Origin of the sequence: Natronosalvus rutilus (assembly GCF_024204665.1) — an archaeon.
GTDB classification, from domain to species: Archaea; Halobacteriota; Halobacteria; order Halobacteriales; family Natrialbaceae; genus Natronosalvus; species Natronosalvus rutilus.
Genome location: NZ_CP100355.1, coordinates 1579246 through 1592943 on the forward strand (window position 1 = coordinate 1579246; position 13698 = coordinate 1592943).

Sequence of the window (13698 nt, forward strand, 5' to 3'; positions counted from 1 at the left end):
CCACCCACAACCCACCAATGTCAGAACCCGAACCCGAATCCGAATCCGCACCGCAATCGATCAACGTCGTCCTTCCCGACGGCTCCGAACTCGAGGTCGCCCCCGACGCCACCGTCCAGGACTGCGCCTACGAGATTGGCCCCGGACTCGGCCGCGACACGGTCGCCGGCAAACTCGACGGCGAACTCGTCGCCAAAGAGGCCCCCGTCTACGACGAGGCGCGACTCGAAATCGTCACCGACCAGTCCGACGAGTACCTCGACGTGCTCCGTCATTCCGCGGCCCACTGTCTGGCCCAGGCCGTCGAGCGCCACTTCGACGACGTGAAACTCGCCATCGGCCCGCCGACGGAGGAGGGCTTCTACTACGACTTCGACGACCTCGAGGTCGACGAGAGCGACTTCTCGGCACTCGAGGCCGAGATCGAGGACATCATCGAGGCCGACTACGACATCGAGCGCGAGGAGGTCTCGGTCGCAGAGGCGGAGGAGCGCCTGGCGGACGAACCCTACAAACTCGAGTTGCTCGACGAATTGGCCGAGGAGGGCGAACAGGTCACCTTCTACAACCAGGGGGAGTGGGAGGACCTCTGTGCCGGCCCACACCTCGAGTCGACGGGCGAGATCGGCGTCGTCAAACTGCTCGAGATCGCGGGCGCCTACTGGCGCGGCGACGAGGAAAATCCGATGCAGACCCGGATCTACGGGACGGCATTCGAGGAAGAGTCCGATCTAGAGGACTACCTCGAGCGCCGCGAGGAGGCCAAAGAGCGCGACCACCGCAAGATCGGCAACGAGATGGACCTGTTCTCGATCCAGGACGTCACGGGTCCCGGACTCCCCCTCTATCACCCGCCGGGGAAGACGATCCTGCGGGAACTCGAGGGCTTCGTTGAGGACCTGAACGAAGACGCGGGCTACGACTACGTCGAGACGCCCCACGTGTTCAAGACGGACCTCTGGCACAAGTCCGGCCACTACGAGAACTACGAGGACGACATGTTCATTTTCGACGTGGGCGACGACGAGTTCGGCCTGAAGCCGATGAACTGTCCTGGCCACGCCGCCATCTTCCAGGACCACTCCTGGAGTTACCGCGACCTCCCCATTAGATACGCCGAGAACGGGAAGGTCTACCGCAAAGAACAGCGCGGCGAACTCTCCGGCCTCTCGCGGGTCTGGGCGTTCACGATCGACGACGGCCACCTCTTCGTCCGTCCCGACCAGATCGAACGCGAGGTCGAGGCCATCATGGACGTCATCGACGAGGTGCTCTCGACGTTCGACCTCGAGTACGAGGTCGCGCTCGCGACGCGTCCCGAGAAGAGCGTCGGCAGCGACGAGATCTGGGATAAAGCGGAGGCCCAGCTCGAGTCGGTCCTCGAGAAGCGAAACGTGGACTACGACCTCGAGGCCGGCGACGGCGCGTTCTACGGCCCGAAGATCGACTACGCCTTCGAGGACGCCATCGGTCGCCACTGGGACGGCCCGACGGTCCAGCTGGACTTCAACATGCCTGACCGCTTCGACCTCGACTACGTCGGCGAGGACAACGAGGCCCACGAGCCAGTCATGATTCACCGGGCGCTCTACGGCAGCTACGAGCGCTTCTTCATGATGCTCATCGAGCACTACGAGGGGAACTTCCCGTTCTGGCTCGCTCCCGAGCAGGTGCGCGTGCTCCCCATCTCCGACGACAACCTCGGGTACGCCCACCGCGTCGCCAACGAGTTCGGCGACTTCCGCACGGAGGTCGACCACCGGGACAGCACCCTCGAGCGCAAGATCCGGGCGGCCCACGACGACCGCGTTCCCTACCAGATCATCGTCGGCGACAACGAGGAAGAAGCCGGGACCATCTCGGTCCGTGACCGCTTCGAGGACCAGGAGTACGACGTCGAGATCGACGAGTTCCAGGGACACCTCGAGGCCGAGCGCGACGAGAAACGGTCGGCGCCGGACTTCCTGGCCGACTGACAGGGATCAGTGGTTTGGTTGGAATCAGTGATAACGTACAGGTCTCTGTGACCGCGCCAATTTAAGCGCGAATGTGCCTCGAGATGTGAGGCAATTACGCAGAGAGTGACCGACCTGTACAAAAGAAGGACTGGGCAGTGGATTCGAGGTCAATCGATCGTCAATCCGAATAACGAGACCGCGATTCCCAGCAAAAAGAGCGGGAACGCGGCTTCGGCGGCGAGTCCAATGAGGGTGAAGTGGAGTCCGAGTATCGACACCTTGAGACCATTTTGCTTTCCGCCTGGTTCGGACATTATAGTTGGACCTTCATCAGAGACAGTACCAATCTTCGGGTTTTCGTTCTCGAATTGGAATGCATACAGTCGGATAGTGAGTCGATGGTTCAGTAAGAGAGCGGTCCATACCATACAGTATTGAACACGCGTTTTGCGACCAGCCCTGAACGATGGAATCGTGTTACCTCCAACTACCAGGAAAATATATGTGTTTGGGTTGAATATTTTTTCGGATGAGCCCTCATACACGTCGACGAACCCTCCAGTTGATGGGCACGGGTCTCCCGTTGGTGATCGCTGGTTGTTTCGGACGCAATAGTTCGACGGAAGAGACCCGATTGGAAGAGCTCAAAGTTGTCAATTTCGATCACGAGGCACATACGATCCACGTGGAATAGCCGAAGACAACGAGACGGTGTACGACGACGCAATAGACGTCCCCTCCGCCGACGAGGGGTCAACTGAATGGGGAGATGGTGGGTGGGGAGCGGGAGTCTTCGAGGGGTATCCAACCGAACCGGGTGCGTATTCGATACACACCTGGCGGAGTGACCAATCTCGTGAAGGTCGCCAGACCCTCGACCTCCGTGAATACGATCACGAGTGCGCCGAGTTGATGATTCATATCGGAAACCCCGGTCGAGAGGGCAGCGAGTCCGAACTCAGTATATGGAGAACGTTCGAGTGTAATACTGACGACTAATCACGGATGCGTCTGGATATCGATGTACCGCCAACCGGTCTGTTCGTACGTCTCTATAACGACTGATCCAATCGATTTCGGGTGAACAAAACGACTCGCCGCTACTGCATTCGTTCTCTTGTATTCAGCATGGGGTTTATATCAGATTCGTACAATCGAGTGCTGGCCCGTTACCTACCCGGCGGGTACTGCGCGTGTCTTCCACGCAAAACCGTCTCCGAAGGAGAGAGTTGCACCAGAGAATCGGTTTCGCTATCAGTGAAACCGAATCAGTCCGCCGTCGGCTCGAGCGCGACGAACTCGAGGTCGTGCTGCTCGAGAAGTCGCCTTGCCCGGTCGGTCACCGAGGGCGCGACGAGGATACCCCGCAATTCGGCCTCGGTGTGGAGGTCGTGGGAGAGGGCGTCGACGTACCGGCGGAGCTGTCCGACGGCGTCCGGGCCGACGCGCCGCCGCTTGAGTTCGACGACCACTGTACGGCCCGCGTCGTCCTTCCCGTAGATGTCCACGGCCCCGGCGGGCGTCTCGCGTTCGGTCGCCAGCGGCGTGAACCCGGGCTCGAGCAGGGCGGGGTCCTCGAGGATGCGATCACGGAGGTCGGCCTCGGTGCCGACGACGGCGACCGAGTCGGGGTCGGACATCGCGAACGTCGACACCTGGAGGACGTCCTCGACGGTGACGACGAGTTCCTCCGCGGGCGTCGAACGCGTGCTGTGGAGGACGAGCGCACCGTCTGCGACCCGGACGGCGTGCTCACACCCGGGTGGTTGCCAGTTGACTGGCTGTTGGCCCTCCGCCGTGTGGACCAGCGCGGCGCCGTCGGGCTTGAGCATGACGTGACGGTCGCCAGCCTCGAGTCGGCTGGCCGCCCGACCCTCGTAGTCGACCGTACAGCGCCCGAAGACGGTCACGAGCGCCTCTTCCTCAAGACCCCGCTGGACGGCGTCTCGAGCGGTCGCGAGGGAGGGTGACTCGAGGCTGGTGACGGGGAATCGTCGCGTCACGGAGTGGGAGTCGCTGTCGGTCGTCATGGCAGGGTCGGTGGCTCGGGCAGGTGCTTTCGACGGGGAGAGCGCACGTGTCGATGCAGGACTCGAACGAGTAAAAACCGCCCGGAACGGGGCTCCGTCACGCGATAGCCAAGGCTTATTGGCGGCCAGGCCTCGAAACTAATGCACGATGGATGCTGCCCCCAATCGACGACGGGTCCTCCAGGCGACCGGCGTAGCCGGTCTCGCCTCGCTTGCTGGTTGCAGTCAGCTTCGCTCCCAGGACGACTCGCCGGCGGACGGCAACGAGACGAACGACACCGGCGACTCGAACGACACCGAGTACTCGAACAAGGAGCCGACGATCGACCCCGAAGACGGCATCGCTGCGGTCGTCGAGCCGAGCGAGGAGGGGCAGGCCGAACTCGCTAGCCTCCAGCAGGAACTCGGGACGAAAATACAGGACGACGAGATCAGCCAGCAGGAAGCCCAGGCCCAGTTGCAACAACGGCAGCTGGAACTCACGATCGAAGCCGTCACAGACTTCGAATCGTACGCCGCCGACGCCGACGGCCTCTCCGTCGCCGGCAGCATCGGCGAGTACGGGCTGCTCCTGCTCGATGGAGACGACGACCCGCTCGTCGCCACGCTCGAGGACGACGCCGTCAGCGCGCTCTTGCCTGGCGGTCGGTTCGCGGAGGTGCAGAGCCAGCAGGCACAGCAAGGTCAACAGGGTCAGCAAGACCAGCAAGACCAACAAGAGAACTCGTCCTAATTCCGTTCCGACCGAGTCTGTCGCCGTAGAGCGGGCGTATCGTACGACGAACGCACCAGTAGTACGTCATAACACCCCTCATAGATTATACGCGCCCTTCGGACGCTGTACGGCACCTATCGCACGCTGAACGGACTCTCGCGCTCCACCCACGGCCAACCCGGTAGTCGCTCCTGGAACCCAGCTGCGAGCGCCGCCTCGAGGTCATCGACGCCGGCGTTCTCGTCGCTTCCATGGTGGTGAACGTCCGCGTAGTGGAACGTGGCCTCCCCGAGCGTCCGGAGCGGTTGCGTGCCGGCGATCGCGCCCGCGAGTTCTCGGCCGACGATTTCGTCGACGACGAATCCCGGATAGTCGCCCTCGACGTCGAGTTCTCTGAGGACGGCGATCATGCCGGCGACGTTGACCGCGAGGTCGCCGTCGGCGAAGACGTCGTCGACCGCCTCGAGGTACTGCGCCTCGGTGACCGGCTCGACGTCGGTGTCGAAGAGGTCGCTAAACTCGTCTCGAACGGCATTGATGAGCGAGACGACGGTCTCCGCGCGGTCTCGTACCCAGTCGCGCTCGGCAACGACGCGCTCGGGCGTCAGCGTCAGCGTGTCCATGCCGGCCCTACGGACTCGAGCGTCGTGGGTGTTCGGGCAGTCGTGTCGACAGACCGAACCGCCCGGGTTGCGAAGACTTTTATACTACGCACCGGATAGGCTCCGATAAGCGGGTTCTTCCTGGAATCTTCCCGCACGAACCAGGCTAACCGACCTGGGAGCGTGTTCGTCACAGCACAACACCGGACACTCGAGACGATGATCCGATACGGTGGACCATTCGTATCCGAACCGGAATCGACGTGGCCAGTTCACCCGACGGCTTCGAACCGGCTTCGTCGATTCGTGTGGGTGGACAGCGATCGACCGGTCACCCGCACCTGGTTCCGTGTCCTCGCCGTGACGGCACCTGCCCGGCGACGAGTTCACGCAAGCCACCTCTGGCGACTATGAGTACTGTAGAGCAGCAACTCGACGATTTGAAAGCAGAGATCACGAGCGAGTTACCGAACGACATCTCGGTCTCCTCGGTGAAATACGAAGGCCCCGAACTGGTGGTCTACACGCGCGATCCGAAGAAGTTCGCCCGCCAGGGCGACCTCGTGCGAAAGCTCGCGAGCAAGCTTCGCAAGCGCATCACGATCCGACCAGACCCGGACGTCCTCTCCCCGCCCGAGACCGCTCGAGCGGAGATCATGAGCGTGATCCCGGAGGAGGCGGGCGTGACGGATCTGGACTTCCACGCCGACACGGGCGAGGTGGTCATCGAAGCCGGCAAGCCCGGCATGGTGATCGGTCGCCACGGTTCGACGCTTCGAGAGATCACGAAACAGGTCGGCTGGACGCCCGAAGTCGTCCGCACGCCGCCGATCGAATCTTCGACCGTCTCGAACGTTCGCAACTTCCTCAAACAGGAACGAAGCGATCGTCGGGACATCTTAGAGCGCGTCGGTCGACAGATCCACCGCGAGGAGATGTCCGACGACGAGTGGGTTCGCATCACGACTCTCGGTTGTTGCCGAGAGGTCGGACGCGCTTCGTTCATCCTCTCGACGCCCGAAACCCGGATTCTGATCGATTGCGGCGACAAACCCGGTGCCGAAGGCGAGGTGCCGTACCTCCACGTCCCCGAAGCACTCGGCGCGGGCGCTCAGACGATCGACGCCGTGGTGCTCACCCACGCCCACCTCGACCACTCCGCTCTACTCCCGCTCCTGTTCAAGTACGGCTACGACGGCCCGATCTACTGTACGGAACCGACGCGCGACCTCATGGGCCTGCTGACGCTCGACTACCTCGACGTCGCGGCCAAGGAGGGGCGAACTCCACCGTACGAGTCCGAACAGGTCCGCGAGGCGATCAAACACTGCATTCCGCTCGAGTACGGCGACGTCACGGACATCGCGCCGGACGTCAAACTCACGTTCCACAACGCGGGCCACATTCTCGGCTCCGCCGTCTCGCACTTCCACATCGGTGACGGCCTCTACAACGTCGCGTTCTCCGGGGACATCCACTACAAGGACACGCGCCTGTTCAACGGCGCGACCAACGACTTCCCGCGCGTGGAGACGCTCGTCCTCGAGTCGACCTACGGCGGGCGAAACGACTACCAGACCGACCAGGCCGACTCCGAGGAGAAACTCAAGAAAGTCATCAGGGAGACGGCCGAAGAGGGCGGCAAGGTGCTCATCCCGGCGTTCGCCGTCGGTCGCTCCCAGGAGATCATGCTCGTCATCGAGGAGGCCATGCGCGAGGGCGAAATCCCCTCGATGCCGGTCCATCTGGACGGGATGATATGGGAGGCGACGGCGATCCACACCACCTATCCGGAGTACCTGCGCGACGACCTCCGAGATCGGATCTTCCACGAGGACGAGAACCCGTTCCTCGCCGACGAGTTCAACCACATCGACGGCGGTGAGGAGGAGCGACAGGACGTCGCCGACGGCGGCCCCTGTATCGTCCTCTCGACGTCCGGGATGGTCACCGGCGGCCCGATCATGTCCTGGCTCTCCCACGTCGGTCCCGATCCCGACTCGACGCTCGTCTTCGTCGGCTACCAGGCCCAGGGAACGCTCGGGCGGCGCATCCAGAACGGCTGGGACGAGATTCCGACGAGCGAGGTCGGGAGTATGAACCGAAACGGAAACGGGAACGGCCGCGGCACCCTCAAACTCAACATGGACGTCGAAACGGTCGACGGCTTCTCCGGCCACGCCGACCGCGCCGGCCTCGAGAACTTCGTCCGGACGATGAACCCCCGACCCGAGAAAGTACTCTGCGTCCACGGCGACGAACGCTCCGTCCAGGACCTCTCCTCGGCGCTCTACCACGAGTTCAACATGCGGACGTTCGCGCCGAAGAACCTCGAGACGTTCCGGTTCCTCTGAGTCGGCGCCCTCGAACGGCACTCGCACCACTCGCTGCGGATAGAACAAATCGATCCCGGTACTGTCGACCCCGTCGTCTGCGATGTTCGATATTGTTTATAATTCCAATTATATTCTGGCGTATAGAATGTCGGCGATATCTCTCGGCAACCGCAGCAGGTGCGGTGGCAGGCTTCAGCGGCTGTCTTTCCGATTTCGATGACACCGTCGAACTGGCCGGGGTCGTCGGCATAAATCACGCCGAGGAACCGAAACAGCTCGAGGCCCGCGTTCTGGATGGGGATTCAGAGATTCTGACAACAGAGATAGAACTCGACGCGGCCGAACGAGGAGACGGGTACGTTCTCGCCAGTCACGAGAGCGTCGAGTGTCGATGGTCGGCCGAGGCGAAGTCGTTCACCGTCGAAGCACGAGCGGCGGGCGAGTGGCAGTCCGTCGACGTAGCGGACGAAGTCGACGGAAACTGTGCCGTCGTCGGTCTCGAATTCGGTCACCCGTTCGAACCGGATCTCCGCTTCAGGGTCGAACCGTGTGACTCGATCGATCGCTCGTCCGACCTGTTTTGTACCTTCAACGAGAGTGACGAGCACAACGGGGAGTGACGGGAGTAATGGTCGAGAGTGGACGGACTCGAACCACTTCGAGTTCCCGTTGCCGTTGGTACGGGTTCCGGCCTTCGTTTCTCGACCCGATGGTCAAGCCGGTCGACGTCAGCATTCCGCGCTCTCGAGAGTGCGAGCCACGCGCTAGAAGTACGTCGCTGACGGTGACCGACCGGGTAGCAGATACGCCAGATAACCGCGAGCGTAGGTCAGGAAGAGACGCCCGTACCCCTCCCGCTCCTGTCGGCGGACGGACGTCCTGACCGCACACTCCCGGTCGTAGACTACCTCGCCCTCTCGACGGAGGCGCAGGGAGAGATCTGTGTCCTCGAGAAACGGGAGCGACTCGTCGAAGCCGCCTACCCGTTCGAAGGCCGTCCGACGCACGCTACAGTTGGGCCCAGGCTGCTGGACGAACCCCAGCGGCCAGCTGAGTCGGTCCCACCAGTCCGAGAGGAGTCGAAAGCAGACGCGGTGGCGAAGACCGGGCTCGAGTGGCTCGAGCGGTCCGCCGACGCCCACTACGGTGGATTTCGTCGCCACCGAGTAGTGACGGCAGTGATCGCGCACCCACGTCGGCGGAACGACGGTGTCGGCGTCGGTGAAACAGAGCACGTCGCCGGATGCCTGCTTCGCGCCGCGGTTTCGTGCCCGGGCCGGTCCTGAGGCCGTTTTTTTCGGGTTCGTTCCCGGACTCATCGGATCGACTCCCGGACTCGTCGCGAAGTACGCAATTGACGACGGCGTGCCCGCGAGCGACGGCAATCGTCTCCGCCCCGCTCGTGACGACGATCACCTCGAGGTCGCCATCGAAACGCTGGGCCGACAGCGAGTCGAGCGTCGCCTCGAGTCGGGCTCCTTCGGCTTTCGCCGGCACGACGACCGAGGCGCTGACCATGTACTGGACTGTCGTTTCGAGGACAAAAATCAAGGTGCTTCGTCCCTCGAGACCGCGATTATGGATTCGAAACGACGGAGGGGATCGTCGGCGACCGTTGCCACCGTCGTAACCCCCTTTTCCGGGCGTTTCGTAGGACCAGCAATGCCGAGCGTGACCGTCAGCGCAGGCGCCCGCCTGCACTTCGGCTTCCAGAACCTCTCGCTGGCCCGAGAGCGCCTCTACGGCGGCATCGGGGTCGGCCTCGAGGAGCCTCGCGTAACGGTCGCGGCCGAACCCGCGGACGCCGTCCGCGTCGAGGACCCACTCGCCGAGCAGTACTCCCGGCGGGCGGTCGAGCGGTTAGCCGTTCCCGGCGTTCGCATCGCCCTCGACGAACGACTCCCGCGCCACGTCGGGCTGGGGAGCGGGACGCAACTCGCCCTCACTGTCCTGGCGGCGACGGCAGGAGCGTACGACCTCGAGCCGTCGATTCGCGACCTGGCGCCGGCTCTCGGGCGGGCCGGCCGAAGTGGGATCGGCGTCGCGACGTTCGAGGACGGCGGGTTCGTCGTTGACGCGGGCCACCCGACGGGCCGGTTCACCACCGAGCCGCCGGCCGAGGGCGACTGGACGGTCCCGCCCGTCGTCGCCAGACACGACCTCCCTGACTCCTGGCGGTTTCTGGTCGTCGTCCCGGACGTCGAACCCGGCCGTTGCGGCGAGGACGAGGACGCCAGCCTCCGCTCGGTCATCGAACACGCCGACCCGGGAATCGCCGACGACATCGCGGGCGTCCTCACGCGAAAACTGCTCCCGGCGGCCGCGGAAGGCCGACTCGAGGCCTTCGGCGAGGCGATATCGACCATCGGCCACAAGAACGGTGCCTGGTACGCCGACGTCCAGGGTGGCGTCTTTCGCCCACCTGCGGGCGAACTCGTCAACGCGCTGACCTCGAGTCCGGTCGTCACCGGCGTCGGGCAATCGTCCTGGGGGCCAACCGTCTACGGCGTCACCGACGACCGACACGCCGACGAGGCCGTCGCCGCGGCGAGGGACGCACTCGAGGAAGCGAGCGTCGAGGGACGAGTTCTCGTCTCGCGGGCGGCGGCCGGGGGCGCGACTCGAGGGCGATAAAGAGAGAGCGCTCAGTTTCCGTTGTCCGACAGGTAGAGCGTTCGGTCGATGATGCTGACGGCACCCTGTCCCCAGCGCTGGATTGCCGCGCCGTCGGCGTCCGGCACGTCGATGACGATCCGCTGGCCGTCGATCGGCACGTCGCCGTCCGGCGTCGACTCCTGGTCCGCGAAGCTCTGGAGCTGATAGGTGAGCAAGCGCTTCGTCGACCCCGTAATGGACACCGTTTTGGGGTCGAACGTGTAGGTCAACACGGCCCCGTCGTCGGTCTCCTCGGCGGACACCTCGAAGCCGTGACTGCTCAGCGAGAGGTCCGGTTTCTCCTCGTTGAGCGTCTTGAGTGCGCGGTCGACCGGAATCTCCTCGATGTCGTCCTCGACGGTGTCGACGTGATCGGCGGGATCGAACGGATCGAATGCGGCGGCCGCGTCGTCCGGTGCGTCCGAATCCTCTGTTTCGTCCGGTTCGTCCGCACCGTTCAATTCGTCCAGGTCGTTTGGGCCGTCACCCACAACCTCGATACCCCCGTCGTCGCTCGCTTCGTCCAGATCGCCCGATTCTCGATGAGCGGGCGTCTCGAGGGACGAGTCTCGTTCAGTCTGGAACGCGGCGTCGGAATCCGTGGCGTCGGAATCGGCGGTGTCGACATCTGCGCCCTCCTCGTCGTCGTCTCCGTCACCATCTCGTCGTTCGTTCTTGGCATCGGTATCGCCGGTGACCTCTTCCGAGAAGGTAAATTCGCCTCCATCGGCATCGGCTTCTGGAGTCGGGTCCGAATCGCTGGCGGTCGCCGTGTCGAGGTGGTCGGGTTCGACGTCGCCGTTGGCATCGGAGGACGCCTCGAGTCCGGCCCCGTCGGAGCCGTCCACCGTCGACTGTCGGACGGCTTCGGGAGAATCGGGACTGTTCGCTGGTGGGGCAGCGTAGACGGTGGATTCGTCGGCGTTCGCTGTCTCCGCGTCGTCATCTCCTTCGTCCGTTGCCCTCTGCTCGTCGCCGTCGTCCGAATCCGAGTCGTCATCCTCGCTGTCTGAGCTCGAGCCCTCACCATCGTCATCCGAACTCGAGCCCTCGGCGCTCGGTTCCGGGGCACTCTCGAGTTCGCCGGCGATCTGGGGGTACCTGGCGTCGGCGATCGCATCTCGGTCGAGCGGGGTAGCGTACCACGCCGTTCGATCTGGGGACGTGATGAACCTCCCGCGGTTGCGTGCGAGCAGTGCGTCGTCGGGTTCGGATTGCGCGTCCTCGGCGTCGTCGAGTTCGTCGTCGCCATCAGCGTCGCTCGCGGTATCCTCCTGCTCGTTATCCTCACGTTCCGTTTCAGCCGACTCGTCACCGTCGTCGTTCGACTCGCCTGGATCGGCATCCTCCGGTTCGGTCGTTTGGGTAGCCGATTCGTCGGCCATCGCCTCGTCGACCGCCGCTGAGTCGTCCACCGCAGAGTCGTCCGCTCCACCCTGTTCGACCTCGGACGTCGGTCCCGCCTGTTCGGCCTGTTCCTCGTGTGCGGGCTGGGGTTATGCGTGCGCCTGGCCCGACGGTGTCTGGTGTGGCGCCTGCTGAGGCTGCTGGGGCTGGTGAGGCTGCTGTCCCTGCTGGGCCGGACCCTGCGTCGGCCCCGAACTGATCGTCCCACTACTCAGATGCAGCTGGGTCCCACCGCCAGAACTGTGGGAGAACCCCTCGAGGTTGTGCCCGACGTCGGTCAACCCGTCGTCCAGCGTGTCCTCGAGTTTGTCGACTTTGTCACCGACGCTACGGAGGGCGAGCGAGAGGTCCCAGAGGACGACGACCGTGAAAAACAATAGCGCCAGAAAGACCGTTACAGCGACACCGCCCAAAAATTGCACGTCCACCTCGACCATACTAGTAACTAAATTCGAAATCGTTCGATTGCAACTTAGTAGTTCGAACCGTTTCAGCGGTCGACTCACCGCTCGATACGCACGGCTGTAGCGCTCGAGAGTAGGCGTGACTCGAAAGCGTATTCCACCCACCGCCGAAAGACCCGGTATGCTCACGTTCGTCGGACTCGGCCTCTACGACGAGCGGTCGATCACCGTCGAGGGCCGGGACGCCCTCCGGAACGCCGACCGCGCCTACGCCGAGTTCTACACCAGTCAGCTCGTCGGGACTACCGTCGAGTCGCTCGAGGACCACCACGGCATCGACGTTGAGGTCCGCGACCGGGCGGGGGTCGAACAGCACCCCGACGACATCCTCGAGTCCGCCGAGACCGAGGACGTCGTCTTTCTCACGGCCGGGGACACTATGATCTCGACCACGCACGTCGATCTCCGACTGCGGGCCCACGAACGCGGAATCGAGACGCGCGTGATCCACGGTATCACCGCCCAGACGGCGACCAGTTCGCTCACCGGACTGCAAAACTACCGGTTCGGGAAGGCGACGACCCTCCCGTTCCCCTACGCCCACGGCGCCGACGGGTTGCCCGCGAGCGTCACCGAGACCATCGAGGCGAACCGCGAGGCGAACCTGCACACGGTCGTCTACCTCGACATCAAAGCCGAGCGCGGCGAGTACATGACCGCCGACGTCGCCGCAGAATTGCTCGCCGACGCGTACCCCGACCTGGTGGGCGTCGTCGTCGCTCGAGCCGGCAGTCCCGACCCCCTGATCGAGGCCGGGACGATGACCGACCTCGCCGAACGGGAGTTCGGCGACCCGCTCCACCTACTCGTGATCCCCGGCGAACTGCACCTGCTCGAGGCCGACGCCCTCTGCGAACTGGCGGGGGCGGATCGGGACGACCTCGAGATCGCCTGATTCGCACGAATGCCGGAGTCCAGTCCCCCGAACGACTGCCCCCCGAACGACGGTCCACCACTCGGCCTCGCACGCGGGACCGTCGCCCTCGTGTCACACCACCCCGGGTGGCTCGACGCGGCCGTAGCCGAACTCGAGCGACTCGAGCAGGCGTTCGAACGTGACGGGGTCGACGACCGCGTCCTCGGGTACGAGCACGTCGGTTCGACGGCCGTCCCCGGACTCGCCGCGAAGCCGATCCTGGATCTGCTCGTCCTGGTCGCGGACCTCGAGGCCGTCACCAGTTTGCAACCAGCGCTCGAGCGCCTCGGATACGAACGGCAACCGAACGACGGCGTTCCCGACCGCGTCTTCTTCGCGAAGGGGCCGGAAACCGACCGGATGCACTACCTGTCGGTCGCGTCGTGGGGAAGCGACTGTCACCGTGAACAGGTGGTCTTCCGAGATTTTATGTGCGATAACCCATCGACGGCCGAGGCGTACGAGACGCTCAAGCGACAGCTCGCGGGGCATTATTTAGATGAGCGGGCGGCGTACACCGACCGAAAGGAACCGTTCGTCGAAGAGATCCTCGAGTGGGCCGTCTCGGCAGGATACGACGTCGACGAGCGGCCCTGACCAAACCAGTGTCGGCTC

The 13698-nt window shown here is 64.0% G+C and carries 14 protein-coding genes; 8 read left to right on the forward strand and 6 right to left on the reverse strand.

What is annotated here, in order from left to right:
* Positions 1-17: 17 nt before the first annotated feature.
* Positions 18-1976 (forward strand): threonine--tRNA ligase, encoded by a 1959-nt coding sequence (thrS, locus tag NGM29_RS07585; RefSeq protein ID WP_254159855.1) that lies wholly within the window; start codon positions 18-20, stop codon positions 1974-1976.
* Positions 1977-2125: 149 nt separating this feature from the next.
* Here the strand turns inward: thrS and NGM29_RS07590 are convergent, their stop codons facing one another.
* Complete coding sequence (locus tag NGM29_RS07590) at positions 2126-2272, reverse strand: hypothetical protein (protein ID WP_254159856.1); 147 nt, start codon at positions 2270-2272, stop codon at positions 2126-2128.
* 397 nt (positions 2273-2669) lie between these two features.
* Between NGM29_RS07590 and NGM29_RS07595 the strand changes: the two genes are divergently transcribed.
* Positions 2670-2957, forward strand: coding sequence for a hypothetical protein (locus NGM29_RS07595; protein ID WP_254159857.1), 288 nt, complete (start codon positions 2670-2672; stop codon positions 2955-2957).
* Between the two features lie 269 nt (positions 2958-3226).
* Here NGM29_RS07595 and nucS read toward each other — a convergent pair whose 3' ends face one another.
* The gene (gene nucS, locus NGM29_RS07600; protein WP_254159858.1) at positions 3227-3988 is read right to left on the reverse strand and encodes an endonuclease NucS; all 762 of its coding nucleotides are present in this window, start codon (positions 3986-3988) and stop codon (positions 3227-3229) included.
* 148 nt (positions 3989-4136) lie between these two features.
* Here nucS and NGM29_RS07605 point away from each other — a divergent pair, with 148 nt between their 5' ends.
* Complete coding sequence (locus NGM29_RS07605; protein ID WP_254159859.1) at positions 4137-4721, forward strand: hypothetical protein; 585 nt, start codon at positions 4137-4139, stop codon at positions 4719-4721.
* Between the two features lie 116 nt (positions 4722-4837).
* Here NGM29_RS07605 and NGM29_RS07610 read toward each other — a convergent pair whose 3' ends face one another.
* Positions 4838-5317 (reverse strand): DUF7984 family protein, encoded by a 480-nt coding sequence (locus NGM29_RS07610; RefSeq protein WP_254160503.1) that lies wholly within the window; start codon positions 5315-5317, stop codon positions 4838-4840.
* Between the two features lie 398 nt (positions 5318-5715).
* Between NGM29_RS07610 and NGM29_RS07615 the strand changes: the two genes are divergently transcribed.
* Positions 5716-7659 (forward strand): beta-CASP ribonuclease aCPSF1, encoded by a 1944-nt coding sequence (locus NGM29_RS07615; protein ID WP_254159860.1) that lies wholly within the window; start codon positions 5716-5718, stop codon positions 7657-7659.
* A gap of 164 nt (positions 7660-7823) precedes the next feature.
* Positions 7824-8261 carry a hypothetical protein gene (locus NGM29_RS07620; RefSeq protein WP_254159862.1) on the forward strand — a complete coding sequence of 146 codons (438 nt, stop codon included), beginning with the start codon at positions 7824-7826 and terminating at the stop codon, positions 8259-8261.
* 144 nt (positions 8262-8405) lie between these two features.
* Here NGM29_RS07620 and NGM29_RS07625 read toward each other — a convergent pair whose 3' ends face one another.
* Entirely contained in the window at positions 8406-8960 is a 555-nt protein-coding gene (locus NGM29_RS07625; RefSeq protein WP_254159863.1) for a glycosyltransferase, read from the reverse strand.
* Positions 8961-9303: 343 nt separating this feature from the next.
* Between NGM29_RS07625 and NGM29_RS07630 the strand changes: the two genes are divergently transcribed.
* Positions 9304-10275 (forward strand): beta-ribofuranosylaminobenzene 5'-phosphate synthase family protein, encoded by a 972-nt coding sequence (locus NGM29_RS07630; protein ID WP_254159864.1) that lies wholly within the window; start codon positions 9304-9306, stop codon positions 10273-10275.
* Between the two features lie 11 nt (positions 10276-10286).
* On the opposite strand, the gene NGM29_RS07635 is transcribed toward NGM29_RS07630, so the two are convergent.
* Both NGM29_RS07635 and NGM29_RS07640 read right to left on the reverse strand, forming a co-directional pair.
* Positions 10287-11711 carry a putative sodium/potassium/calcium exchanger gene (locus NGM29_RS07635; protein WP_254159865.1) on the reverse strand — a complete coding sequence of 475 codons (1425 nt, stop codon included), beginning with the start codon at positions 11709-11711 and terminating at the stop codon, positions 10287-10289.
* A gap of 81 nt (positions 11712-11792) precedes the next feature.
* Positions 11793-12140, reverse strand: coding sequence for a hypothetical protein (locus NGM29_RS07640; RefSeq protein WP_254159866.1), 348 nt, complete (start codon positions 12138-12140; stop codon positions 11793-11795).
* Between the two features lie 148 nt (positions 12141-12288).
* Between NGM29_RS07640 and dph5 the strand changes: the two genes are divergently transcribed.
* Positions 12289-13062, forward strand: a complete 774-nt coding sequence (gene dph5 / locus NGM29_RS07645) for a diphthine synthase (RefSeq protein ID WP_254159867.1) — start codon at positions 12289-12291, stop codon at positions 13060-13062.
* A 9-nt stretch (positions 13063-13071) separates the two neighbouring features.
* Positions 13072-13680, forward strand: coding sequence for a GrpB family protein (locus tag NGM29_RS07650; protein WP_254159868.1), 609 nt, complete (start codon positions 13072-13074; stop codon positions 13678-13680).
* The last annotated feature ends 18 nt before the right edge of the window (positions 13681-13698 follow it).